General features: G+C 69.4%; 25 protein-coding genes. 10 read left to right on the forward strand and 15 right to left on the reverse strand.

Annotation, left to right across the window (positions count from 1 at the left end; translation table 11 throughout):
* Window positions 1–100 precede the first annotated feature (100 nt).
* From FHU31_RS21915 to sucB, 5 genes are read right to left on the reverse strand one after another with little or no spacing between them, the layout of a single operon-like run.
* Window positions 101–853, reverse strand: a complete 753-nt coding sequence (locus tag FHU31_RS21915) for a DUF4191 domain-containing protein (protein WP_167162411.1) — start codon at window positions 851–853, stop codon at window positions 101–103.
* A 17-nt stretch (window positions 854–870) separates the two neighbouring features.
* A complete protein-coding gene (lipA, locus tag FHU31_RS21920) occupies window positions 871–1803 on the reverse strand; it encodes a lipoyl synthase (protein WP_167162413.1) in 933 nt (310 codons plus the stop codon).
* On the reverse strand, window positions 1800–2462 hold the full coding sequence (lipB, locus tag FHU31_RS21925; RefSeq protein WP_167162415.1) for a lipoyl(octanoyl) transferase LipB: 663 nt from the start codon (window positions 2460–2462) through the stop codon (window positions 1800–1802). Before lipB ends, lipA begins: the two co-directional genes overlap by 4 nt.
* A gap of 9 nt (window positions 2463–2471) precedes the next feature.
* Window positions 2472–3371: a TIGR01777 family oxidoreductase gene (locus tag FHU31_RS21930; RefSeq protein WP_263987749.1), complete on the reverse strand. Its 900-nt coding sequence runs from the start codon at window positions 3369–3371 to the stop codon at window positions 2472–2474.
* A 20-nt stretch (window positions 3372–3391) separates the two neighbouring features.
* Entirely contained in the window at window positions 3392–5128 is a 1737-nt protein-coding gene (gene sucB, locus FHU31_RS21935) for a 2-oxoglutarate dehydrogenase, E2 component, dihydrolipoamide succinyltransferase (RefSeq protein ID WP_167162419.1), read from the reverse strand.
* Window positions 5129–5274: 146 nt separating this feature from the next.
* On the opposite strand from sucB, the gene FHU31_RS21940 reads away from it, so the two are divergent.
* Entirely contained in the window at window positions 5275–5613 is a 339-nt protein-coding gene (locus FHU31_RS21940) for an oxidoreductase (RefSeq protein ID WP_167162421.1), read from the forward strand.
* An 11-nt stretch (window positions 5614–5624) separates the two neighbouring features.
* On the opposite strand, the gene FHU31_RS21945 is transcribed toward FHU31_RS21940, so the two are convergent.
* Complete coding sequence (locus FHU31_RS21945) at window positions 5625–7142, reverse strand: leucyl aminopeptidase (RefSeq protein WP_263987748.1); 1518 nt, start codon at window positions 7140–7142, stop codon at window positions 5625–5627.
* A gap of 5 nt (window positions 7143–7147) precedes the next feature.
* The gene (locus FHU31_RS21950; protein ID WP_167162424.1) at window positions 7148–8236 is read right to left on the reverse strand and encodes an adenylate/guanylate cyclase domain-containing protein; all 1089 of its coding nucleotides are present in this window, start codon (window positions 8234–8236) and stop codon (window positions 7148–7150) included.
* A 42-nt stretch (window positions 8237–8278) separates the two neighbouring features.
* Between FHU31_RS21950 and gcvT the strand changes: the two genes are divergently transcribed.
* Complete coding sequence (gene gcvT / locus FHU31_RS21955; protein ID WP_167162426.1) at window positions 8279–9415, forward strand: glycine cleavage system aminomethyltransferase GcvT; 1137 nt, start codon at window positions 8279–8281, stop codon at window positions 9413–9415.
* A gap of 22 nt (window positions 9416–9437) precedes the next feature.
* Window positions 9438–10544 carry a branched-chain amino acid aminotransferase gene (locus FHU31_RS21960; RefSeq protein ID WP_167162428.1) on the forward strand — a complete coding sequence of 369 codons (1107 nt, stop codon included), beginning with the start codon at window positions 9438–9440 and terminating at the stop codon, window positions 10542–10544.
* A gap of 104 nt (window positions 10545–10648) precedes the next feature.
* On the opposite strand, the gene FHU31_RS21965 is transcribed toward FHU31_RS21960, so the two are convergent.
* The 6 genes from FHU31_RS21965 to FHU31_RS21990 are packed head-to-tail and all read right to left on the reverse strand — an operon-like array spanning window position 10649 to window position 16244.
* Entirely contained in the window at window positions 10649–11809 is a 1161-nt protein-coding gene (locus tag FHU31_RS21965) for a zinc-binding dehydrogenase (protein WP_167162968.1), read from the reverse strand.
* 57 nt (window positions 11810–11866) lie between these two features.
* Window positions 11867–13249 carry a protein adenylyltransferase SelO gene (locus tag FHU31_RS21970; protein ID WP_167162430.1) on the reverse strand — a complete coding sequence of 461 codons (1383 nt, stop codon included), beginning with the start codon at window positions 13247–13249 and terminating at the stop codon, window positions 11867–11869.
* A 24-nt stretch (window positions 13250–13273) separates the two neighbouring features.
* Window positions 13274–13996 carry an adenosylcobinamide-GDP ribazoletransferase gene (locus FHU31_RS21975; RefSeq protein WP_167162432.1) on the reverse strand — a complete coding sequence of 241 codons (723 nt, stop codon included), beginning with the start codon at window positions 13994–13996 and terminating at the stop codon, window positions 13274–13276.
* A gap of 13 nt (window positions 13997–14009) precedes the next feature.
* Window positions 14010–15050 carry a nicotinate-nucleotide--dimethylbenzimidazole phosphoribosyltransferase gene (gene cobT, locus FHU31_RS21980; RefSeq protein WP_167162434.1) on the reverse strand — a complete coding sequence of 347 codons (1041 nt, stop codon included), beginning with the start codon at window positions 15048–15050 and terminating at the stop codon, window positions 14010–14012.
* Window positions 15047–15574, reverse strand: a complete 528-nt coding sequence (locus FHU31_RS21985; protein WP_167162436.1) for a bifunctional adenosylcobinamide kinase/adenosylcobinamide-phosphate guanylyltransferase — start codon at window positions 15572–15574, stop codon at window positions 15047–15049. The genes cobT and FHU31_RS21985 overlap by 4 nt, the downstream gene beginning before the upstream one ends.
* 4 nt (window positions 15575–15578) lie before the next feature.
* Complete coding sequence (locus tag FHU31_RS21990; protein WP_167162438.1) at window positions 15579–16244, reverse strand: DUF3043 domain-containing protein; 666 nt, start codon at window positions 16242–16244, stop codon at window positions 15579–15581.
* 70 nt (window positions 16245–16314) lie between these two features.
* Here FHU31_RS21990 and FHU31_RS21995 point away from each other — a divergent pair, with 70 nt between their 5' ends.
* A complete protein-coding gene (locus FHU31_RS21995; RefSeq protein ID WP_167162440.1) occupies window positions 16315–17361 on the forward strand; it encodes a glycerate kinase family protein in 1047 nt (348 codons plus the stop codon).
* Window positions 17362–17424: 63 nt separating this feature from the next.
* The gene (locus tag FHU31_RS22000) at window positions 17425–17781 is read left to right on the forward strand and encodes a HesB/IscA family protein (protein ID WP_090353777.1); all 357 of its coding nucleotides are present in this window, start codon (window positions 17425–17427) and stop codon (window positions 17779–17781) included.
* Window position 17782: 1 nt separating this feature from the next.
* On the opposite strand, the gene FHU31_RS22005 is transcribed toward FHU31_RS22000, so the two are convergent.
* Window positions 17783–18295, reverse strand: coding sequence for an Rv0361 family membrane protein (locus FHU31_RS22005; protein ID WP_234901548.1), 513 nt, complete (start codon window positions 18293–18295; stop codon window positions 17783–17785).
* Window positions 18296–18512: 217 nt separating this feature from the next.
* Between FHU31_RS22005 and FHU31_RS22010 the strand changes: the two genes are divergently transcribed.
* Window positions 18513–19496 (forward strand): carbohydrate kinase family protein, encoded by a 984-nt coding sequence (locus tag FHU31_RS22010; protein WP_167162970.1) that lies wholly within the window; start codon window positions 18513–18515, stop codon window positions 19494–19496.
* A 77-nt stretch (window positions 19497–19573) separates the two neighbouring features.
* Here FHU31_RS22010 and asnB read toward each other — a convergent pair whose 3' ends face one another.
* The gene (asnB, locus tag FHU31_RS22015) at window positions 19574–21505 is read right to left on the reverse strand and encodes an asparagine synthase (glutamine-hydrolyzing) (protein ID WP_167162444.1); all 1932 of its coding nucleotides are present in this window, start codon (window positions 21503–21505) and stop codon (window positions 19574–19576) included.
* Window positions 21506–21660: 155 nt separating this feature from the next.
* On the opposite strand from asnB, the gene ctaC reads away from it, so the two are divergent.
* From ctaC to FHU31_RS22035, 4 genes are all read left to right on the forward strand, one after another.
* Window positions 21661–22698, forward strand: a complete 1038-nt coding sequence (ctaC, locus tag FHU31_RS22020) for an aa3-type cytochrome oxidase subunit II (protein ID WP_167162446.1) — start codon at window positions 21661–21663, stop codon at window positions 22696–22698.
* Window positions 22699–22710: 12 nt separating this feature from the next.
* A complete protein-coding gene (locus FHU31_RS22025; protein WP_167162448.1) occupies window positions 22711–23130 on the forward strand; it encodes a cytochrome c oxidase subunit 4 in 420 nt (139 codons plus the stop codon).
* A 128-nt stretch (window positions 23131–23258) separates the two neighbouring features.
* Window positions 23259–24086 (forward strand): MmpS family transport accessory protein, encoded by an 828-nt coding sequence (locus tag FHU31_RS22030; RefSeq protein ID WP_167162450.1) that lies wholly within the window; start codon window positions 23259–23261, stop codon window positions 24084–24086.
* On the forward strand, window positions 24086–24709 hold the full coding sequence (locus FHU31_RS22035) for a DUF2561 family protein (protein ID WP_167162452.1): 624 nt from the start codon (window positions 24086–24088) through the stop codon (window positions 24707–24709). Before FHU31_RS22030 ends, FHU31_RS22035 begins: the two co-directional genes overlap by 1 nt.
* Window positions 24710–24713: the final 4 nt, after the last annotated feature.

Below are 24713 nucleotides of genomic sequence, written 5' to 3' on the forward strand. Positions count from 1 at the left end.
GCGCCGACGGACGCGAAATGCGGAGCCCACTCGCATGCGGTACACACCCGGATATTGTTGACCAGGTCAATTGCTCAGACGCCGCGCCACGCGGAAGTGGTCAGCGGCGCCTTACGGTGCGCTGGATGCCCTTCATCTTGCCCGCGTTGGGCAGCGGTCCTTTCGGCATCGCCGCCGGCCCGGCCTTGGTACCGAGCGCCACCAGCTTGGACTCCAGGGAGTCCATCTGCTTGACCGTGATGTTGGCCGGCAGCTTCATCAGGTGCCGCTCCAGCTTCGACAGCGGAACCTCACCCTCGCCATTGCCGACCACGATGTCGTAGATCGGCACCTCACCGACGAGGCGGGCGGTGCGCTTCTTCTCCTGCGCGAGCAGCGGCTTCACCCGGGTGGGCGCACCCTCACCGACGAAGATCACGCCGGGGCGACCGATCACCCGGTGCACGGCGTCGAAGTTGCCGGTCGCAGCCACGCCCGGGGTGACGCGCCACTTGCCGCGCATATTGTCCAGCGCCCAGGCCGCGGCACCGGTCTGCCCCTCGGCCTTGCGGTAGACCGACTTCTGGGCACGCCGGCCGAAGATGATGAAGGCGACGAGCGCGCCCAACACCACGCCCAGCGGGATGAGCATGTAGGCGGTGAACCCGCCGGCGAACAGGCCCAACGCCACCGAAGCCGCGACGATCAGCACGAACGCACCGATCATGTACGGCAGCAGCCGCTTGTCCTCTTTGCGCTGCATCTGGAACGCCTGCCAGAGCTGACTGCGGCGCTGCTTGGACGCAGCCTTACGGGCAGCCTTGGCCTCGGCCTTTGCGGCCTTGTCGGCGGCGGGGTTACGTGATTTCGCCATAGCTCTGAGGATACGGCTCAGGAAACGGGCGGGCGCACGCGCGCCGCCTGCTCGTACAACCGGCCCGCTCGGTAGGACGATCGCACCAGTGGTCCGGCGAGCACACCGGCGAAGCCCAGGCCCTCGGCGAAGGCGGACAACTCGACGAATTCGTCGGGGTGCACCCAGCGGTCCACCGGGTGGTGCCGCGGCGAGGGGCGCAGGTACTGGGTGATGGTCACGATGTCGCAGCCCGCCTCGTGCAGATCGGCCAATGCGGCGCGGACTTCGTCGTTGGTCTCACCCATGCCGAGGATCAGGTTGCTCTTGGTGACCAGCCCGAAGTTACGCGCGGCGGTGATCACGTCGAGGCTGCGTTGGTAGCGGAAGGCGGGGCGGATCCGTTTGAAGATGCGCGGCACGGTCTCGACGTTGTGCGCGAACACTTCCGGGCGCGACTCGAAGACCTCTTCGAGTTGTTCGGGGACCGCGTTGAAATCCGGTGCCAGCAGTTCGACGCCGGTGTTCGGGTTGAGCGCGTGGATCTGGCGGACGGTCTCGGCGTACAGCCAGGCGCCGCCGTCGGGCAGGTCGTCACGCGCCACGCCGGTCACCGTCGAATACCGCAGACCCATCGCCTGCACGCTCTCGGCGACCCGGCGCGGTTCGTCGCGGTCGAGTTCGGCGGGCTTGCCGGTGTCGATCTGGCAGAAGTCGCAGCGCCGCGTGCACTGCTCGCCGCCGATGAGGAAGGTGGCCTCGCGGTCCTCCCAGCACTCGTAGATGTTGGGGCAGCCCGCCTCCTCGCACACCGTGTGCAAACCCTCGCGGCGAACCAGGCTCTTCAGTTCGGTGTATTCGGGACCGGTGCGCAGCCGGGTCTTGATCCACGGCGGCTTACGCTCGATCGGTGTCTCGGCGTTGCGCACCTCGAGGCGCAGTAACTTACGGCCTTCGGGGGCAATACTCACGGCGTCAATGCTACGGCCAATCGGCCGTCGAGAGCGTCGGCGATGGTCTCAGCCACCGCCTCGGTGACATCCTTCACAGCCACCGGCCGGCCCAGCTCGGCGGTCAGCGACGTGACACCGGCATCGGCGATACCGCACGGGATGATGCCGCCGAACGCGCCGAGGTCGCAGTCGCAGTTCAGGGCGAACCCGTGCAGCGTCACCCCGCGGGCCACCCGGATACCGATCGCACCGACCTTGCGGGCAGGCTCACCGGGCACCCACACCCCGGACCGGCCCTCGACCCGGCCCGCGTCGACGCCGAGGCCCGCGCACACCGTGATGAGTGCTTCCTCAAGGCGCCGAACGAAATTCACCACATCCAGCGGCTCCGTCAGCCCGATGATGGGATAGCCGACCAGCTGACCGGGGCCGTGCCAGGTGATTTTGCCGCCACGGTCGGTGTCCACCACCGGGGTGCCGTCCAGCGGTCGTTCTTCCGGCAAGGTCCGCTTGCCGGCGGTGTAGACCGGCGGGTGCTCCAGCAGCAGCAGGGTGTCGGGCCCGCCGGCGACCCGGGCCTCGGCGATCTCGCGCTGCAGCGCCCAGGCGTCGGCGTAGGCGACCGTGCCCAGCAGCCGGACCTCAAGGGGTGCGGTCGACGCCCGGATGGAGCTCATGACGCCAAGCTACCCGGCGGGCGCGGCGCTGGTGGCGTAGGCCAGGGCCTCACCGACGGTGTTGTGGTGGAACACGAAACCGGCACGCTCCAACGCGGCGGGGATCGCGCGCTGCCCGAACAGCAGGCCCTCGTCGGCGAACTCGCCGAGCACCGCGCGCAACGCGAATCCCGGCACGATCATCGGGGTCGGCCGGTTGAGTGCCCGGCCGAGCGCACCGGTGAACTCGGCGTTGGTGACCGGCGCCGGCCCGGTGAAGTTGACCGGCCCGGCCAGATTGTCGTCGGCGATGGCGAATAGCAGCGCCCGCACCTGGTCCTCCAGGCTGATCCACGGAAAGTACTGGCGGCCGTTACCGAGCCGGGCCCCCAGGCCCAGGGCGAACAACGGACGCAGCCGGGCCAGCGCGCCACCGGAGGGGGACAGCACCACACCGGTGCGGGCCAGTACCACCCGAGCTCCGCCCTCGGCAGCGGTTTCGGTCGCCGCCTCCCAGTCCGCGCACAACTGAGCCAGGAAACCGCGTCCCTGCGGTGCGCTCTCGTCGGCCACCTGAGTGCGGGTGTCGCCGTAGTAGCCGACCGCACTCGCGTTGAGCAGCACGGGTACCTGCGCATCGGCGACCGCCCCGGCCAGCACCTCGGTGGGCCCGATGCGGCTGTCGCGCAGACTCTGCTTGAACGAGCCCGACCAGCGCGCAGCCCCGACTCCGACTCCGCACAGATTGACCACGGCATCCACACCGGCCAGCGCGTCGATGTCGAAATCGCCGGTGGCCGGATTCCAGAACAGCTCGTCCGCGTTACCCGGCGCGCGCCGCACGATCCGGATGACCCGGTGATCGGCGGCGCGCAACGCCGTGGTCAGCGCCGATCCGATCAGCCCCGATGACCCGGCGATGGCGATCACGCCGGGTGCCTGTAGTGGCACTAGAGCCCCAGATCGGCCTCGAACGCCCCTTCTTCAAGGCGTCGCTTGATGGTGGTCAGGAAGCGGCCGGCGTCGGCGCCGTCGATCAGCCGGTGGTCATAGGTCAGCGGCAGGTACGCCACCGACCGCACCCCGATCGACTCGTTGCCGTTCTCGTCGACCACCACGCGGGGGCGCTTCACGATGGCCCCGGTACCCAGCATCGCCGCCTGCGGCGGCACCAGGATCGGGGTGTCGAACAGGGCGCCCTGGCTGCCGATGTTGGTGATGGTGAACGTGCCACCCGACAACTCGTCGGGCTTGAGGTTGCCCGACCGGGCACGCGCGGCGATATCGGCGATGGCCCGGGCCAGGCCGGCCAGCGACAGGTCGCCCGCGTTGTGCACGACGGGGGAGAGCAGACCCTGATCGGTGTCGACCGCGAAGCCGAGGTGCTCGGCGTCGAAGTAGGTGATCTCCTTGCTGTCCTCGTTGTAGCTCGCGTTGACGTTCGGATGTGCCTTGAGCGCATCGACGACGGCGACGGCGAAGAACGGCAGGAAGGTGAGGTTCACACCCTCGCGCTCGGCGAAGCTCTTCTTGGCCTTGGCCCGCAGTGCCACGATCTTGGTCAGGTCGACCTCGTGGGTCTGCGTCAGCTGGGCCGTGGTCTGCAGGCTCTCGCGAGTCTTCTTCGCCGTGATCTGCCGGATCCGGTTGGCCTTCTGCGTGGTGCCGCGCAGATGGGCGAGCGCCGGAGCGGGAGCCGCCGCCTTGGACTCGGGGGCCTTGGCGGCGGTGGGTACCGGTGCCGCGGGAGCGGGGGCCTGCTGGGTCTTCTTCGCGTCGGCCGCCGCGAGCACATCTTGCTTACGGATCCGGCCGCCGACACCGGTACCGGTGAGTGCGGCGAGGTCGACACCGTTCTCCGCGGCCAGCTTTCGCACCAGCGGGGTGACGTAGGGGCTGGCGTCACCGGACGGCGCGGCCGCCGCGGCGGGAGCAGGTGTGGGTTCGGGCTTCGGCTCCGGCTTGGGTGCCGGCGGCGGGGTGGCGGCGGCCGGCTTCGGCTCGGGTGCGGGTTCGGGCTTGGGTTCCGGCTTGGGTTCCGGGGTGGGCGCGGGGGCCGGTGCGGCCGGCGCCGATCCCTCGGCGCCGATCTTGGCGAGCTCGCCTCCGACGGCGACCACATCGTCCTCTTCGGCGGTGATGGCCACCAGCACGCCGGCCACCGGGGACGGGATCTCGGTGTCGACCTTGTCGGTGGACACCTCGACCAGCGGCTCGTCCACGGCAACGGTGTCGCCGACCTTCTTCAGCCACCGGGTGACGGTGCCTTCGGTCACGCTCTCACCGAGTTCGGGCATTCTCACCGACGTGGATTCGCCGCCACCGGTCGCGGCGGGTGCCGGGGCCGATTCGGCCGCGGGCTCCGGTTCGGGGGTCGGCTCCGGCTCCGGCTGCGGTTCCGGCTCGGAAGCCGTGGGCTCGGGTTCTGCTGCGGATTCACCGGACTCGCCCGCCTCACCGATCAGCGCGAGATCGCCGCCGACCTCCACGACATCGTCCTCGGCGGCGATGATCTTGGTCAGCACTCCGGATACCGGTGCCGGGATCTCGGTGTCGACCTTGTCCGTGGACACCTCAAGCAGCGGCTCGTCGACCTCGACGGTATCGCCTTCTTGCTTGAGCCACCGCGTGACGGTCCCTTCGGTAACGCTCTCACCGAGTGCGGGCATCTGGACGGAGATGGCCATGGGTTTTGACTCCTCGAACAGTCGTCGTCGCGGTTGGAATGCGGTGCAGAACCCATCCTGTCACGTCCGCCCGGCCCGGTCGTCGCAGACGTCGGTACTTGCCGTTCTGGCACCATCGAAGGTGACAAAGAGAGGAGTTACGCCGGGTGGGACTGTTCGATAAATGGCGTGGCTCGGGTGGTGGTGCTCGTGGCGCAGCCGATCTGGATTACCTGCGGCAGTGGGTCGCCACCCATCACGGCGTCGAGGCCTTCGTCGAGCCCAAGACCACGGTCACCGAGGTCACCGTCGTGCTGGTGGCAGCCGACGGTGAGTGGACCAGGCGCCGCACCGGCGGTGACGCCGGCGCGCGGCGGCTGAGCCGCGAACTCGACATCCCGGTCTACGACGTGCAGAAGGTGGGATACCCGCAGCGCATGCGCGACTACGACGCTCGGCGGCGCATCGAACGTCAGCGTGCGCTGCGCAGCGAACTGGAGGAGTGACGCGCGCTGCGTCAACCGTTGCGCGCGATATCTTCGAGCACCGCGAACAGGGTCAGTGTCGGCACGCCGGTCCCGCCCTTGGGCGTGTAACCCCATGGCCCGCCGGTGTTGTACGCCGGGGCCGCGATGTCGATATGCGCCCACTCGACTCCCTCGGGCACGAACTCACGCAGATACGTCCCGGCCACCAGCATCCCGGCGTACCGCGAGGAGCTGACATTGGCCAGGTCGGCGACCGTCGACTTGAGATCGTCCTTGAGCTCCTCGGGCAGCGGCATGGCCCACCCGTTCTCGCCGACCGCTTGGGACAGCCGGGCCACCCGGTCGCGGAACTCGTCGCTGCCCATCACGCCCGGGGTGCGGGCGCCCAGCGCCACAGTCTGCGCGCCGGTCAGGGTCGAGGTCTCGATCAGATAGTCGGGATCGTCCTCGCCGGCACGCACGATGGCGTCGGCCAGGATGAGCCGGCCCTCGGCATCGGTGTTGAGCACCTCAACGGTGATGCCGCCGTACTGGGTCAGCACGTCGCCCGGGCGCTGCGCGGTCGAGGACGGCATGTTCTCGGCGATCGGCACGGTGGCGATGACGTCGATCGGCAGGTTCTGCTTGGCGGCCAGCACGACGGTCGCGATGACGGCGGCCGCGCCACCCATATCGGAGGTCATGTGGTGCATCCCGGCGGCCGGCTTGATCGAGATACCGCCGGTGTCGAAGGTGATGCCCTTACCGACCAGCGCGACACGCTTCGGTTTGCGACCGGCGCCCTTGTGCGTCAGGCGGACCAGCCGCGGCAGGCGTGACGAACCCTGGCCGACACCGACGATGCCGCCGTAGCCCCCCTTGACGAGTGCCTTGTCGTCCAGAACCTCGACGGTGAGTCCGGCGGCCTCGCCCAGAGCCTTTGCCCGCTTGGCGAATTCGGCGGGGTAGAGGTGGCTCGGCGGGGTGTTGACGAAATCCCGCGCGGTGGCCACGGCCGTGGCGATATCGACCGCCCGCTGGGCCAGCGCCTTGGTGGCCGCCTTGCTGTCCCCGGCCAGCGCGACGATCTTGGTCAGGCCCTTGTCCTTGGGGGCGGTCTTCTCGCTGCGGAACTCGGTGAACCGGTACGCACCCAGGATGAGCCCCTCGATGACCGCCTCGAGATCGAGTGTGGTGAGGGTGGTGACGACGGAACCGACCTTGTCCAGACTGCGGGCGGCGCTGCCGGCCAACCGGCGCAGGGTGTCGGCGGGCCATTCGTCGCGTTCCTCGCCGAGGCCGACCGTCAGCACACTGGCCACCGGAAGATCCGCGATCACCAGCCGGTGCTGCTGGCCCTCACCGCCGGTGCCGCCCAGTGCCGCGAGGCCGGACTCGATGGCCGCCACCGCGCCGGCGTCGAGATGGTCGCCGAGCACGCGGGGCCTGCCCTCGCCGTTGTCGCCGGCCACCACGCCGACGATGAGAACCGCGTCGCCGCCGCCGCGGCGGGGCAGGGACGAACTGACGGTGACGGACGGGGCCTGGTATCCGGATGCGCTGCTCACGGGGATCACCCTATAAGTGATTGCAGTGGATACGCCGTGACCGGGACATCGAACCCCTTCAGGGTGAAGGAGCGCGCGGGTGCGAAGTCGTGTTCGGGCAGCGCATCACGCAGCGCCGATGACGACAGGATCTGGCCCGGTTCGGCGTTGGTGGTCAAACGGGCCGCCAGATTCACGGGGTTGCCGAAATAGTCACCGCTGATGGCCAGCACCTCGCCGTAGCCCAGCCCGGACCGCACCTGCAGCCCCGCGTCGCGTGCCTTCACATTCTCGACCAGCGCGACGGCCGCGGCCACCAGTTGTTGCGGTGTGGTGCTCACCCACATGACGGCATCGCCGATGAACTTCACCACCCGCCCGCCGGCCGCGTGCACCACGTCGGCTGCGGTGGCGCCGAACTCGTTGAGCAGGTCCGAGAGTTCGGCGGCGCTGAGCAGCTGGGTCAGTGCGGTGAATCCGGACAGGTCGGCAAAACCGATGCCGCACACCACAGTCGGTGATTCGTCGCGCACGACGTGTTCGAAGTAGGTGCGGGCGCTCATCAGGTGCTGACGGTGCACCGCCTCGATCGTGGCGCCGATGCGGGGGAGATACCCGACGGCTGCCCGATAGGCGCGGGCGGTGGCCAGCTCGTCGTGGGAGACCTCGATCTGGACCTCCGGGGAGCTGGCCCGCATCATCGACGATTCGGCCTCGGCCAGTCGCGCCATCCCGGCGCCGATCACCCGCAGCAATCCCGTCGCCGCGACATCACCGACGACCAGCCGCATTTCGGCCCAGGTACGCAGCGCCTCCACATCCGCGCGGCTCAAGGATTTGGTCGCACAGTCGGTGACGGTCAGACCCAGCGCCGCCCAGGCCCGCTCCACATCTGCCAGCGGCACCCCGATCTCGGCGGCCGCGTCGGCCAGGCAGTACAGCATCGGCCCGGACCACTGCAGGACATCGCCGGCCAGGCCGAACAGCCGGCCGCGGGACTCGGCCTCGACCATCTCCGCGGCGGTGAAGCCGAGCTGGTCGAGATACTCGATGAGCGGGGCACGCTGGCGGGCATCGGTGATTCCCGCGGCTTCCAGCGCGTCGAAATCGACCACGGTGCAAGTGTGCCAGCGCGATCCCCTTTAGGGTGGTGGATTGTGAGTGCCGAAGAGTCGACCGCCCCCGAATCGAGCACCGTATCGGGCTCTGTCCTGCATGGCCCCCTGGAGGACCGCCACCGAGCGCTCGGGGCCGGTTTCGCCGAGTTCGGCGGGTGGCTGATGCCGGTGGCGTATGCGGGCACCGTCGCCGAGCACAACGCGACCAGGACCGCGGTGGGCCTGTTCGATGTCAGTCATCTGGGCAAGGCGCTGGTGCGCGGCCCGGGTGCGGCGGCGTACGTCAACTCGGCGCTGACCAACGACCTGACCCGGATCGGGCCCGGTAAGGCGCAATACACGTTGTGCTGCAACGAATCCGGTGGCGTGATCGACGATCTGATCGCCTACTACGTCTCGCCGGACGAGATCTTCCTGGTGCCCAACGCGGCAAATACCGCCGCGGTGGTGGCCGAACTGCAGCGCCATGCCCCGGCCGAGCTGACCATCACCGATGAGCATCGCTCGTACGCGGTGCTCGCGGTCCAGGGGCCCAAATCGGCCGAGGTGCTCGGTGTGCTGGGCCTGCCGACCGAGTTCGACTACATGGGGTACGCGGACGCCGAATACCAGGGTGTGCCCGTCCGGGTGTGCCGTACCGGTTACACCGGCGAGCACGGCTACGAGTTGCTGCCCGCCTGGGACCGCGCCGGTGTGGTGTGGGACGCCCTACTGGACGCGGTGCGCGCCGCCGGCGGCGAGCCGGCCGGGCTGGGCGCACGCGACACCCTGCGCACCGAGATGGGTTACCCGCTGCACGGGCACGAACTGTCGCTGGACATCTCGCCGGTGCAGGCGCGTGCCGGCTGGGCCGTCGGCTGGAAGAAGGACGCCTTCTGGGGCCGGGACGCGCTGCTGGCCGAGAAGCAGGCCGGACCGCGGCGCACCCTGCGCGGGCTCAAGGCGCTCGGGCGCGGCGTGCTGCGGGCGGATCTCACGGTGTTGAACGACGGGAACCCGATCGGTGTCACGACGTCGGGAACCTTCTCGCCGACGCTGAAGGTCGGCATCGCGCTCGCACTGATCGACACCGCCGCCGGGATCGCCGACGGGCAGACGGTGACCGTCGACGTCCGCGGCCGCGCGCTGGAATGCGAAGTGGTGGCACCCCCGTTTGTGGCAGTCAAAACCCGCTAGCCTCGGGCGATACAATCTGACCATGACAGACGGTCCCCTCGAATTCACGCTTGCCCGCAACACGTCACCGGCAAGCGACGAGGTAAGGGCTGCCATTCTGGCCGACCCGGGATTCGGCCGGCACCACACCGACCACATGGTCTCGATCGACTACACCGTGGCCGACGGCTGGCACAACGCCGCAGTGCTGCCGTACGGCCCGCTGCAGCTGGACCCGTCGGCCATCGTGCTGCACTACGGGCAGGAGATCTTCGAGGGTCTGAAGGCGTACCGCTGGGCCGACGGCTCGGTGGTGTCGTTCCGGCCGGAGGCCAACGCGGCCCGGCTGCAGGCCTCCGCGCGCCGGCTGGCCATCCCGGAGCTACCCACCGAGACGTTCCTGGCGTCGCTGCGTCAGCTGATCGCCGTCGACAACCAGTGGGTGCCCGCGGCCGGCGGTGAGGAATCGCTGTACCTGCGTCCGTTCGTGATCGCCACGGAGCCCGGGCTGGGCGTGCGGCCGGCCGACGAGTACCGCTACCTGGTCATCGGGTCACCGGCCGGGGCGTACTTCAAGGGCGGGATCAAGCCCGTCAGCGTGTGGCTGTCGCATGAGTACGTGCGGGCTTCGCCCGGTGGTACCGGCGCCGCGAAGTTCGGTGGCAACTACGCCGCGTCCCTACTGGCGCAGGCGCAGGCCGCCGAGCGGAGCTGCGATCAGGTGGTGTGGCTGGACGCCATCGAGCGCCGCTACGTCGAAGAGATGGGCGGGATGAACCTGTTCTTCGTGTTCGGCAGCGGCGGCACGGCGCGGCTGGTCACCCCGGAGCTGTCCGGTTCGCTGTTGCCCGGTATCACCCGGGATTCGTTGTTGCAGTTGGCCACCGACGCGGGCTACGCCGTCGAGGAACGCAAGATCGATGTCGACGAGTGGCAGAAGAAGGCCACCGCCGGCGAGATCACCGAGGTGTTCGCCTGCGGCACCGCCGCCGTCATCACCCCGGTGTCGCACGTCAAGCACCGCGACGGTGAATTCACCATCGCCGACGGTCAGCCCGGTGAGGTCACCATGGCGCTGCGCGACACCCTGACCGGGATCCAGCGCGGCACCTTCGCCGATACGCACGGCTGGATGACCAACCTCGGTTAGACCGGCGGGCAGGAGCGCAGCGACTCGGGGAATTGGACCGGCGGGCAGGAGCGCAGCGACGCGGGGAATTGGACCGGCGGGCAGGAGCGCAGCGACTCGGGGAATTAGACCGGCTCTTTGGCGGGGCTGCGCGGATCGATGAGGATCTTCGCGTGCTTCTCCGGGTCGGCCAGCGCGTCGAACGCCGCCGCCACACCGTCGAGTCCGACGGTGCCGGTGATCAGCGGGCCGGCGTCGAGCTTGCCGTCGGCCAGCAGGTGCAGGGTGTCGCGGAACTCCAGCGGGGTGTAGCCGAACACGAAGCGCAGGTCGATCTCCTTGCCGATGGCCATCGAGGGGCGCAGTTTGTCCTCGCCCATGCACAGCCCGACCACCACCACGCGGGTGCCCATCGGTGCCGCGGCGATGACACCGTCGATCATGCCCGGGACACCGACACACTCGAACACGATGGGGCGCTTGGGATCTGCGCCGCCGAGTGAGTCGACCAGCCGGTACAGGTGCACCCAGCCCGGGACCTTGCGCAGCTTCTCCATGGACCCCACGGCGAGCTCGAACAGCGCGGGCGCCTCGGTGATGGTGCCCTTGGTTCTCGCCGCGTCATACGGCGAGTCCACCGCGGGGTCGACGACGATGTCGGCGCCGCACCGTTTCGCCAGCGCCCGGCGGCCGGGGGAGAAGTCGCTTGCCACGATGGTCTGCACGCCGCGGGCCTTGAGGTGGCAGATGACGGCGAGGCCCAACGGGCCGCAGCCGATCACGACCGCGGTGTCGCGCCGGGAGATGGCGCTGCGCCGCACCGCGTGCAGCGCGACGGCCATGGGCTCGGTGAGTGCGGCGATGTCCATCGAGAGACCGTTGGGGATGGCGAAGGCCATCGACGACTCGGCCAGGACCTGCTCGGCGTAGCCGCCGGGGGCCAGCGGCGACAGCCCCGTCATGTGCACGCCGCCGTGGGCGCGCAGCATCGGGAACACTGCCACCGGGGTGCCGACCTTGAACTCCCTGGCGGCGCCCTTCCCGCGTTCGGCGACCGCACCGCAGAATTCGTGGCCCATCACCACCGTGGAGCTGCTGGAGATGAAGTCGCGGTAGCCGATCTCCTCCATGACGCCCTTGAGCTCGTCGGCCTGCGTGCGGGCGTGCAGGTCGGAGCCGCAGATGCCGGTGCGGGCGACGTCGATCACGAGTTGCCCCTTGGCGGGGCGCGGCGCGGGCAGGTCGACGACGTCGAGTACGCCGGCATGACAGGTCACGGCGCGCATGGTGGGGGCGGTCATCCCTGCATTATGCGGTACCGCCGGTTTCGGCTGCTGGGCCCCTCAGGTGCCGCAGAACGTCCGGTAGCCCGACGCGAACGCCTCGGGCGCCGGTTCGGCGTAGTGCTGCAGCCCGGGACGCGGGGTATAGGGCTCGCGTACGGCGGCGACGAGTGCGCGCACCGGGTCCAGATCGCCGGCGGTGGCGGCGGTCAGGGCGGCCTCGACCAGATGGTTACGCGGGATGTAGAGCGGATTGACCCGGTCCATGGCCGCGATATCCGGTCCCAGTGCCCGCCAGCGTCGCGCCCAGTCGCCGAACCCGTCCGGTACGGTACCCGCGCTCAATGACCGGAAGAACGACGTGAAATCGGCCCGCTGCTGCTCCAGCAGCGCCAGCAGATCGTCGACGAGTTCCGGGTCTTCCTGCGCGATACCGAGTTTGGCGCTCATCCGGGCCTGGAACGCGTGCTGGTAGCTGTCCTTGAAGGCGTCGAGGGCGGCGGTGGCGATCTCGATGGCCGCGTCGACATCGGGATCGATGAGGGGCAGCAGCGTCTCGGCGAACCGGGCCAGGTTCCAGGCCGCCACCGCCGGCTGGTTGCCGTAGGCGTAGCGGCCCCCACTGTCGATCGAACTGAACACCGTCGCCGGGTCGTACGCCTCCATGAACGCGCACGGCCCGTAGTCGATGCTCTCGCCCGAGATGGTCATGTTGTCGGTGTTCATCACGCCGTGGATGAACCCCACCGACATCCACCCGGCGATGAGGGTGGCCTGGGCGCGTATCACCGCCTGCAGCAACGCCAGGTACGGGTTGTCGGCCGCGGCGGCGTCCGGATGGTGTCGCTCGATCGCGTAATCGGCCAAGCGCCGCAACAGATTGCCGTCCCCGGTCAGCGCCGCGTACTGGAAGCTGCCGACCCGCAGATGGCTGCTGGCCACACGGGCCAGCACCGCACCCGGCAAGGGCGTCTCGCGGTGCACGGTGACACCCGTGGCCACCACGGCCAGCGCACGGGTGGTCGGGATGCCCAGCGCGTGCATGGCCTCGCTGATCACGTACTCGCGCAGCATGGGCCCCACCGCCGCCAGACCGTCGCCACCGCGGGCGAACGGGGTGCGTCCGGATCCCTTGAGGTGCAGGTCCCGGCCGTCGGGCAGTTCGCCGAGCAGCAGCGCGCGGCCGTCGCCCAGGCGTGGCACCAGGCCACCGAACTGGTGGCCCGCATAGGCCTGCGCCACCGGGGCGGCACCGTCGGGCAGTGCGGTCCCGGTCAGAAACCTGAGGCCGGCGTCGCTGCGCAGCCAGTCGGGCGCCAGGCCCAGTTCGGCCGCCAGCGGCTCGTTGAGCAGCAGCAATGCCGGATCGGCGGCGGCCTGAGCCTGCCAGGCGACGGACAGTTCCGGCAGCGTGCGGGCGAAACGGTCACCCAGCGCAATCATGGTTTCGACAGTACTCAGGCCGGCTCAGTGCACGGCCAGACCCAGGGCGACCACTGTCGTCGTCAGCTCGCAGGCCGCGCCCAGCACGTCACCGGTGATCCCGCCGAACCGGCGCACGCAGTGACCGACCAGCACCACGGACAGGGCCAGTGCCGCCAACACCACCACCGGTCCCTGCCACCACCGCGGCGCCGCCGGGACCGCGGCGGCCACCAGGGCGAGCGTCCAGCCCGCTGCCACCCACCACGGCTGGGAACCGGCCACCAGGACGCCCAGTGTGCTGCCCGGGGCCGCCGGTACCCCGCGCCGGCAGGTCGCCACGATCGCCACCCGTCCCGCGGTGACGGCGACCACCACGCCGACGGCGGTCAGCGCGCCGAAAGCCAAGCCCTGCAACACGATCACCAGCACCACAGCCGCCACGCCGAAGGGGCCCGCGGTGCCGCCGCGCATCACCGCCAGCGCGCGTTCGGGCGGCCCGTAACAACCGAGCCCGTCGACGGTGTCGGACAACCCGTCGATGTGCAGGCCGCGGGTGCACAACAGCAGCAAGGCCACCGCGAGCAGCCCGGCCAACGCCCCGGCGGGGTACAGCTGGGCCGCACCCCCGACCGTCAGCGCGGCCAGGCCACCGAGCGCGGCGCCCACCACCGGCAATGCGGTCAGCGCACCCCGGCCGAAGGGATGGTCCACCCGCAACGGCAACACCGTGCCGAAGGCGAAAGCCGAAGCCAGCGAACCGATCACAGGGCCGGAGGTATCACGCGTCGGAGACTCCGGCTTCGTCGAAGGTGGCCATCGAGGCCAGGGTGGCCACCGCGGCCCGCACCACCGGAAGCGCCACGGCGGCGCCGGTGCCCTCGCCCAGGCGCATCCCGAGGTCGACGATCGGTACCAGTCCCAGGTGGTCCAGCGCCAGCGTGTGCGCCGGTTCGGTGGACCGGTGCCCGGCCTGCCACCAGGCCCGCGCGCCCGGGGCCAACAGGTCGGCGATCAGTGCCGCGGCGGTCACGACCACGCCGTCCAGCAGTACCGGGGTGCGCCGGACCGCGGCCTGGGCCAGGAAGCCGGCCATGGCCGCGAGGTCGGCGCCACCGCAGACCCGCAGCAGCGCCTCGGGATCGCCGGTGACGGTGCGTGCCCGGTAGAGCGCGTCGCGGATGGCCGACACCTTGCGGGCCCAGCCGGTGTCGTCGATGCCGGTGCCGCGGCCGATCACCGCCACCGGTTCGGACCGAGTCGCCGCCGCGATCAACGTGGTTGCGGGCGTGGTGTTCCCGATACCCATATCGCCGGCGATGAGCAGGTCTGCGCCGCCGTCGACCTCCTCGTCGGCGATGGCGCGCCCCGCCTGGATCGCCGCGGTGGTCTCCGCTTCGCTCAGGGCATCCTCGATCGCGATGTTGCCGCTGCCGCGGCGCACCTTGTGCGCGCCGATCGCCGGGCTCAGCGGTTCGGCGTCGACGGCGATATCGGCGACCCGCACGGTGGCGTCGGCCAGTGTCGCCAGCACGTTGATGGCCGCGCCGCCGGCATCGAAGTTGGCGACCATCTGCGGGGTCACCTCGGACGGGAAGGCCGACACGCCGGAGGCGGTCACGCCGTGGTCACCGGCGAACACCACCACCCGGGCCCGGGTGAACTGCCGTGGCGGGCACACGCCCTGACAGGACGCCACCCACACCGACAGCGCCTCCAGCCGGCCCAGCGCGCCGGGCGGCTTGGTCAGCGTGTTCTGCCGGGCCAATGCCGCCTGCAGGGCCTGGGCATCGGGCGGGGTGATCGCGGGGAATGCGCTCACCTGGCCTCCTTCACGACTAAAGGTTGTCCGGCGACGACCAGCACCACGCGGTCGCACAGTGCTGCCAATCGCTGGTTGAGCGTGCCCAGTTCATCGGTGAACAGCCGGCCGCCCGCGGTCGCGGGCACCACTGTTAGCCCCACCTCGGGGCTCACCAGGGTCAGCTTCCCATCGAATCCTGTGACCGCCGCGCAGAGTGCGTCGACGTCGGTCCGCACCGACCCGCCCGTCCACGCGTCGAGGCGGTCCATCGTCGCGGTCAGCCAGCCACCGATATCGTCCACCAGCGTCGGGGTGCGCGGGTCGGCGCGCAATTCGGTTGCCACATCGGTGGTTTCGACGGTCGACCAGTGCGCCGGCCGGCGGCTGCGGTGGGTGTCCACGCGCCGGGACCAATCCGGGTCTGTGGGGTCGGTGCGGCCGGTGGCCACATAGCGCACGGGTTCGCCCGCGGTGTCGGAGATGGTGGCTTCGGCCCAGTGCGACTTACCCGAACGGATCCCGCCCAGGACCAGTACCCGCACGCGCTCAGACGTCGTCGCCGCGATTGACCAGCGGTCTCGGCGCGCGCATCCGGCGCAGCTGAGAGGCGCGGCTGGCGGCGTAGAAGCCGAGTTTGAAACCGCTTTCGGTGTTGTCGGGGAACTTCTCGTCGACCCTGCGGTTGACCCGTCGGCCCAACAGCACGCCGTCGACGGCCATCACCAGCAGCAGGACCGGCATGCCGAAAGACACGTACTTCTGGACCGCCACCGCGGGCACGGCCAGGGTGACGAGCACCAGGCCCAGCGCCACCGGCATGAACAGGCCGAGCAGGTTGGCGCGGGAGTCCACGATATCGCGGGCGTACCGGCGGACCGGGCCCTTGTCGCGGGGCAGCAGGTAGGCGTCGTCGCCGGCCATCATCCGCTCCCGGCGGTCGGCCATCTCGGCCCGCCGGGACACCTTCTCGGCCTTGCGCTCTTCCTTGGTCAGCTTGGGCTTGGACGCGGCCAGTTCCTTGCGGCGCTTACGCGCTTCCGCGGTGGTCAGCGGCGCCGGCGCGACGGGCCCGCGCCGACGGGCGGCCTCGCTGCGCTTGGGCGTGGGTCGGCCCTTGGGCGCAGTCAGGCCGTCCCCGGCGGCAGTCGATTCTGTGGCGGCGTCCACATCGTCGGGTTGCGGATTGTCCTTCTTGCGGCCCAGCAGATTCACGCTCACAGGGTACTTCCGAACGGGATTTCCTTGGTGAGCGGCTCCGGATCGGAGGTCCTACGCTGGGCGGATGCATGTGCTGGTGGCCCCGGACTGTTTCGGTGACAGCCTGACCGCGGTGCAGGCCGCCGAGGCCATCGCGTCGGGCTGGGCCCGGGCGCGGGACGGCGACACCTTCACCCTGGCACCCCAGTCCGATGGCGGGCCGGGGTTCGTGGACGTCCTGGCCAGCCGGCTGGGTGGATTGCGGTATGCGCAGGTCAGCGGGCCGTTGGGGGACCGGGTGAGCGCCGAATGGGTGCTGCACGGCGACACCGCGTACATCGAATGTGCGCAGGCGTGCGGGCTGACCCTGCTGGGCGGACCGCCGACGGTGCAGACCGCGCTCGCGGCGCACAGCAGGGGAGTGGGCGAGCTGATCGCGGCCGCGCTGGACGCGGGCGCCCGCCGGATCGCGGTGGGGCTGGGCGGGAGTAGTTGTACCGACGGCGGCCGGGGACTGGTGGAGGCGCTGGGCGGCCTGGGCACGGCCCGGGCCCGGCTCGCCGGGGTCGAGCTGATCGCCGCGAGTGATGTGGAGCACCCGCTGCTGGGGCCGATGGGCGCCGCGGCGGTGTTCGGCCCGCAGAAGGGGGCCGATCCGGACACCGTGGCGGTGCTGGAAGCCCGCCTGACGGAGTGGGCCGGCGAGCTCGGTCCCGGTATCGCCGAGAGGGAGGGTGCGGGCGCTGCCGGGGGGATCGGTGCGGCTCTGCTGGCACTCGGCGGCCGCCGGGAATCCGGGGCCGCGGTGATCGCCGAGCACACCGGCCTGGCCGGCGATGTGGCGGCTGCGGACCTGATCATCACCGGCGAGGGCAGGTTCGACGATCAGTCACTGCACGGCAAGGTGGTGAGTGCACTGGCCGCCGGCGCCCGCGGCCGCGGTACCCCGGTGCTGGTACTGGCCGGTCAGGTCACACTCGAACCGGCGGTGCTGGCCGCGGCGGGTGTCGCCGCGGCGTATTCGATCACCGAGTTCGCCGGATCAGTGGAGCTGGCCATCGCCGATGCCGCCAACCAGCTGACCGGACTGGCTCAACGCACCGGATCGGGTTGGCCGGAGAGTCGGGAATAGCGCCCGGACAAGGTACCGTTGAACACATCGCGAATGCACGCACGCATGCAATCAGGAGATGCAATGACTGTTCAGGACGACACCACCACCGAAACCCACGGTGCGGTGCTGACCGACGCCGCCGCCAGCAAGGCCAAGGCGCTGCTGGAGCAGGAGGGCCGCGATGATCTGGCGCTGCGTATCGCCGTGCAGCCGGGCGGCTGCGCCGGCCTGCGCTACAACCTGTTCTTCGACGACCGCACCCTCGACGGCGACCTGACCACCGATTTCGGCGGCGTCGCGCTGACCGTCGACCGGATGAGCGCGCCGTACATCCAGGGCGCCACCATCGACTTCGTCGACACCATCGAGAAGCAGGGTTTCACCATCGACAACCCCAACGCCACCGGGTCGTGCGCCTGCGGCGACTCGTTCAACTGATCTACTCCGTGCGCTGCACGTAGCTGCAGACGAGGATCTTGCCGTCCTGCGCCAGTACCTGGGCGACGGCTTGACGCTCGTCTGCGGCTGCGGCGGGCATCCGCCCCGACGGGGCGGGCGTGCCCTTCATGCTGAACAGCACCTGCGCCTGGGTCGGTGACAGGTAGACGATCTTGTCGATCGAGGTCACCTCGACCCGCTTGTACTGCCTGCGGAATGCGTCTCCGCTCATATCTGCGAGGGCCAGATCCGAATCGTGGTTGCGCACCGCGTCATAGAGCCCGCACAGCGTGTGCCGGGCGATGGTCTGTTCGTCGCCGTCGGCCAGCGCGTCGAGGAACTCCTGGATCGCCGGTTTTGCGGTCGCCGCGGTGATCGGGGTTCCGGGCTCCTGGCGTCCTGCGACCACCACGACGATGCCGACCGCGGCGGCGATCACCGCGATGACACCCACGATCGCCGCGACTAGGGGCCAGCGCCGACGTCTGGGGTACTGCACCGGTGGCGGAAGCATGCCAGGGTAGGCACCGGAGATCTGGTGCGGTGGAAATCCCGGAGGAGGACCCGGAGGAGGAAAGGACATCGGCTACGTTTCGGTGTCTAGGCTTGGGCTCGCCGGTCGGACGTGACCGTCAATTGGACTTTCAGGCAGGCTAGCGCACCGGGGCGCCGATGCCCGTGGCACACCCGTACGCTAGTTAGATTCGTTAATGAACATGAAGGGCGACGTTGTGACCATTGCGGTGACCGGTTCGATCGCGACCGACCATCTGATGAAGTTCCCAGGCAAGTTCTCCGAGCAGCTGCTGCCCGAACATCTGCAGAAGGTGTCGCTGAGCTTCCTGGTCGACGACCTGGTCGTGCACCGCGGCGGCGTGGCCGGCAACATGGCCTTCGCCATCGGTGTCCTCGGCGGTAAGGCGGCCCTGGTCGGTGCGGCCGGATCGGATTTCGGCGACTACCGGCAGTGGCTCAACGACCATGGCGTGAACACCGACAATGTGCTGATCTCCGAGCAGTCCTACACTGCCCGCTTCGTCTGCACCACCGACGTCGATATGGCCCAGTTCGCCTCGTTCTACCCCGGGGCGATGTCCGAGGCGCGCAACATCAAGCTGGCGGATGTCGTATCACGCACCGGCACACCGGAATTGGTGATCATCGGCGCGAATGACCCGGACGCCATGTTTGCCCACACCGAGGAATGCCGCAGCCTGGGCCTGGCCTTCGCCGCCGACCCGTCCCAGCAGTTGGCCCGCCTGTCCGGCGAGGAGATCCGCCGCCTCATCGACGGCGCCGCCTACCTGTTCACCAACGACTACGAATGGGACCTGCTGCTGCAGAAGTCCGGCCTCAGCGAAGCCCAGGTGATGGGACAGATCGGCCTGCGCGTCACCACCCTGGGCGCCAAGGGCGTGGACCTGGTGCCCGGTAGAGACACAGGCGGGACTCCGATTCACGTCGACGTGGTGCCCGAGACCCATCAGGCCGACCCGACGGGTATCGGCGACGCCTTCCGGGCCGGATTCCTCACCGGCCGTTCGGCCGGCCTGAGCCTGGAGCGCTCGGCCCAGCTGGCCTCACTGGTGGCCGTGCTGGTGCTGGAAGCCACCGGCCCGCAGGAGTGGACCTGGGACAAGGACGCCGGCATCGCGCGGATCGCCGAGGCCTACGGCCCCGACGCCGCCGCGGAGATTGCCTCGGCGTTGGCCTGATCCCACGTCGAATTCGACGAACGGGCGCGAATTACTCGCACTTTTTGCGCCCGTTTGATCAATTGGGCGGGATGGGGTCAGAGCTGCACCGGGTAGGTCGGTTCGGCGATCTGCGGTGTCACGCTGCCTTCGACGAAGATGGCGTGCCACAGCATGAAGATCAGCACCGTCCACAACCGGCGGCTGTGATCGGCCTCCCCGCCGCGGTGCTCATCGAGCATGGTCCGCACGGCGGCGAGGTCGATCAGATCCCCGGCCTGCGAGGTGGCCACCGTCTCGTATGCCCAGTCCAGCAGGGCGCCGGCACGCAACCAGTGCCGGATCGGCACCGGGAAGCCCAGCTTCGCCCGATTCAGCACATGCGCCGGCACGATCGGTTCCAGCGCGCGGCGCAGCGCGTACTTGGTGGTGGTGCGGGTGATCTTCTGGTCGTACGGCAGCCGGGACGCCACCGCGAACACCTCGGGGTCCAGGAACGGCACCCGAAGCTCCAGTGAGTTCGCCATCGTCATCTTGTCGGCCTTGACCAGGATGTCGCCGCGCAACCAGGTGAACAGGTCGATGTGCTGCATGCGCGCCACCGGATCCCAGCCCGCCGACGAGGCGTACAGCCCCGCCGTCACGTCGGTGTGGGTCCAGTCCGGATTGAACTTGCGCAGCACGGTGCGCAATTGGTCGTCGGAGAAGCTGCGGGCGTTGCCGTAATAGCGCTCTTCGAGTGTCAGCGACCCGCGATGCAGCAGGCTCTTGCCGCGCATCCCGGCGGGCAGCGGCTTGGACGCCTTGCCCAATGAGCGCCGCACCGGTCGGGGAAGGTAGTCGAATGCCTTGAGCGACAACGGTTCCCGGTAGATCGTGTAACCACCGAACAGCTCGTCGGCGCCCTCGCCGCTCAACACCACCTTGACGTGTTTACGGGCCTCGCGGGCGATGAAGAACAACGGCACCAGCGCGGGGTCGGCGACGGGTTCGTCGAGATACCAGACGATCTCGGGCAGGGCCGCGACGAACTCCTCCTGGCTGACCACCTTGGTCACATGCCGCGCGCCGATCGCCTCGGCCGACGCGACGGCGACGTCGACCTCGGAGAAGCCCTCCCGCTCGAAACCGGTGGTGAAGGTGATCAGTCGTGGGTTGTGCCGCATCGCCAGGGCGGCGATGGCCGTCGAGTCGATACCGCCGGACAGGAACGCGCCGACCGTGACATCGGCGCGCATGTGCTTGGCGACGGAGTCCTCCAGCGCCGCGGTGATCTCGTCATAGCGTGCCTGTTCGCCACCGGGGGTGAACGGGACCGCGGCGAACCGGGGGATGAAGTAGCGGGTGATCTCCGGCGCCGCACCCGGGCGGATCCGGGCGTAGCAGCCCGATTCCAGTCGGCGCACCCCGCGCTGCAACGTCTCGGGCTCGGGGACGTACTGCAGCACCGTGTAGTGCTGCACGGCACGCTCGTCGATATCCAGGTCCAACCCGGCCGTCGGGGCCAGATCGACGAGGCACTTCTTCTCGCTGCCCAGCACGGTGCCACCCGGCCCGGTGGCCATGTACAGCGGTTTGATCCCGAACGGATCGCGCGCGCAGATCAGCTCCCGGGTCTGGGTGTCCCACAGCGCGAACGCGAACATGCCACGCAGCCGGGCCAGCACGTCGGTGCCCCAGTGGTGGTAGCCGGCGACGATCGCCTCGCCGTCACCGTCGGTGTGGAACACCGCACCGTGCTCGGAACGCAGTGCCTCCCTCAACTCGAGGTAGTTGTAGATCTCCCCGTTGAACACCAGCGCGTAGCGCTCCGGGGACTCCGGCGGTCCCCAGCGCAGCGGCTGGTGGCTGTGGGCGATGTCGATGATGGACAGCCGGTTGAAGCCCAGCACCACATCGTCATCGGCCCATGTCCCTGGTTCGTCGGGGCCCCGGTGACGCATCAGATGCGACGCTCCGGACACCGCCTCCACCAGGGCCGGGGTGGTCTCAACGGACGGGTCAGTCAGGTAGGCCAGCAGTCCGCACACTGCGCCAGTATGCCGAATCACCTGGGCTTAACCCGCACTGTGCCCGAGTTGGCAGGTCGCTTCGCGGGTTCGCCCACCGGTGGTCTACGCTGCGTAGTACATACCGAGCCGACTGACCGTTCGACGGTCCACCGACTTCTATAGGAGGCGCCAACGTGACCGCTCGCGGGTACAAGTTGGTGGCGTTGTCACTGGTCTTGGGCGGGATGACCATCCTGCTCAGCGGCTGTAGCTGGCAGGAGGTGTTCGGCCTCGGCTGGCCCACCGGTATCACGCCCGAAGGCAAGCTCAACCGCGACCTGTGGGTCTGGTCGGTGATCGCCTCGTTCGTCGTGGGTGCCATCGTCTGGGCGCTCATCTTCTGGGCGAGCGCCTTCCACCGGAAGAAGGCCACCGACACCGAGCTGCCGCGTCAGTTCGGCTACAACATGCCGCTGGAACTGGTGCTCACCGTGGTGCCGTTCCTCATCATCTCGGTGCTCTTCTACTTCACCGTGGTGGTCCAGGAGCGCATGCTGCACAAGGACCCCAACCCCGAGGTCGTCATCGACGTCACCGCCTTCCAGTGGAACTGGAAGTTCGGTTACCAGAAGATCGCCTTCGGCGACGGCACGCTCAGCTACGACGGCGCCGACCCGGAGAAGAAGGCGGCCATGGTGTCCAAGCCCGAGGGCGTGGACGAGCACGGCGAGGAGCGCGTCGGTGCCATCCGCGGCCTGAACCCCGAGGACCGCACCTACCTGAACTTCGACAAGATCGAGACCCTCGGCACGTCCACCGAGATCCCGATCCTGGTGCTGCCCAAGGGCAAGCGCATCGAATTCCAGATCGCCTCGGCCGACGTGATCCACGGTTTCTGGGTGCCGGAGTTCCTCTTCAAGCGCGACGTGATGCCCGACCCCAAGGCGAACAACTCCGACAACGTGTTCCAGGTCAGCGAGATCCAGGAGACCGGCGCGTTCGTCGGGCGGTGCACCGAGATGTGCGGCACGTACCACTCGATGATGAACTTCGAGGTGCGCGTCGTGGAGCCCAACGACTTCAAGGCCTACCTGCAGCAGCGGCAGGCCGGCAAGACCAATGCCGAAGCGCTGCAGGCGATCAACCAGGATCCGCTGGCGATCACCACCCATCCGTTCGACACGCGGCGCGGCGAGCAGGTCGGCGTGCCTGCAGCCCAGGCGAGCAAGTAGTAAGGACAACTCATGCATATCGAAGCGCGGTTGTTCGAGTTCCTGACGGCGTTCTTCGCCCTGGCCGCCGTCGTCTACGGCGTGCTGACCGCGATGTTCGCCCGCGGCGGCGTCGAGTGGGCCGGCACGGTCGCGCTGCTGCTGACCACCGGGCTGACCCTGATCACCGGTACCTTCTTCCGGTTCGTCGCCCGGCGCCTGGACACCCGGCCCGAGGACTACGAAGACGCCGAGATCAGTGACGGCGCCGGCGAGCTGGGCTTCTTCAGCCCGCACAGCTGGTGGCCGATCCTGATCGCCCTGTCCTTCTCGACGGCAGCCGTCGGCGCCGCACTGTGGCTGCCGTGGCTGATCGTGGCCGGTATCTGCTTCGTCCTGTTCACCGCCGGTGGCCTGGTCTTCGAGTACTACATCGGTCCCGAGAAGCACTGACCCGTCTCGCAGGTCACAACCATGCGTCAGTTCTCTGGCGTACCGCGTCGCCTGATCCGCTCGACCGCACGGTTGGGTAGTGTTGCCGAGGCAGTAATCGAGACGGATAGGCCGAGGGTTAGTGTGAGATGAGCGGGCCTTCAGGACCGGACAAACCCGGTGCGGGCGACGAGCCGGCGCCGAGCACCGGTGAGACCGAGATCCATTCGCGGGCATACTCCGCACCGGAATCCGAGCAGTTCGTCAGCTCCCCGTACGTGCCGCCGGATCCGGCGTTGTACGACTACGACAGCTACGATTCCGCGCCCGACGACGTGCCGGACAGTCCGCCGCGCTGGCCGTGGGTGGTCGGCGTGGTGGCCATCGTCGCCGCGGTCGCGCTGGTCGCTTCGGTCGCGGTGCTGGTGACCCGCACCGACAACACCAATCTGGCCACCCCGGCGACGACCACCACGAAGTCGGCGCCACCGGTCCAGGACGAGATCACCACGACGACGCCGCCCCCGCCGCCCAGCCCGGAGCCGCCGCCGACGACCGAGGCGCCACCTCCACCACCGCCGGAGACGGTCACGGTGACGCAGGAGCCGCCACCGCCTCCGCCGCCACCCCCGGCTACCACCGAGGCGCCGCCCCCTGTCACCACCACGGCACCTCCGCCACCCCCGACGAGCACCGCGCCCGCCGGACCACGCCAGGTGACCTATTCGGTCACCGGCACCAAGGCACCGGGAGACATCATCACCGTCACCTACATCGACGCGTCCGGGCGCAGTCGCACCCAGCGCAACGTGTACATCCCGTGGTCGCTGACGGTCACGCCCATCTCGCAGTCCGAAGTCGGATCCGTGCAGGCCTCCAGTCTGTTCCTGGTGAGCCGGCTGAACTGCTCGATCACGACCAGCGACGGCACCGTGTTGTCCTCCAACACCGGTAACGCCGCGCAGACGAGCTGCTGATGACCGGCGACAGGAAGCTCTCCGGGCCCGAGAACCTGGACCGGATCCTGCTCGGGGTCTGCGCCGGGATCTGGCTGCTCGCACTCGGCGCCGGAGTCGCGGCCACCGTCGCGCTGGTCGACCTGAGCAACGGGCGCGGTTCGGTCCGCGCCGAACTGTCCGGCTCCGACACGCCCTGGGTGCTCTACATCGTGATCGGGGTGTCGGCGGCGGTCATCGCCGCGGCCATCCCGCTGCTGATCCGGGCCCGCCGGGACAACAGCGTGCGTCCGGCACGCGCGGTGACCGGTGGTGGCACCGGATCGGCGGTCGACGATATCGCGGCCGTCGCCGGCCGGCCGGCCGGCCGGCGCCGTGCGGTCACCCCGGGTTCCGACGGCAGGCCGCCGGCGCTGCCCGCGATCGTCGACCAGGTGTACGTGCGCTGCGCCACCGCCATCGGGTGTCTGGTGGGCGGCGGAGTTCTCGCCGTGGCCATCGGCACCTATCTGATGGCGACGGGCAAGGACACCGGGGCCTGGGCTGCCTATATCGTGGGCGGGCTCATCACGGTCGGGATGGTCGCGGTGCCCTGGTTCTCTCTGCGTGAGCTGCGCGCCGTCACCGGAGCGCAGGCCGCCTAGCCTC

Origin of the sequence: Mycolicibacterium fluoranthenivorans (assembly GCF_011758805.1) — a bacterium.
GTDB classification, from domain to species: Bacteria; Actinomycetota; Actinomycetes; order Mycobacteriales; family Mycobacteriaceae; genus Mycobacterium; species Mycobacterium fluoranthenivorans.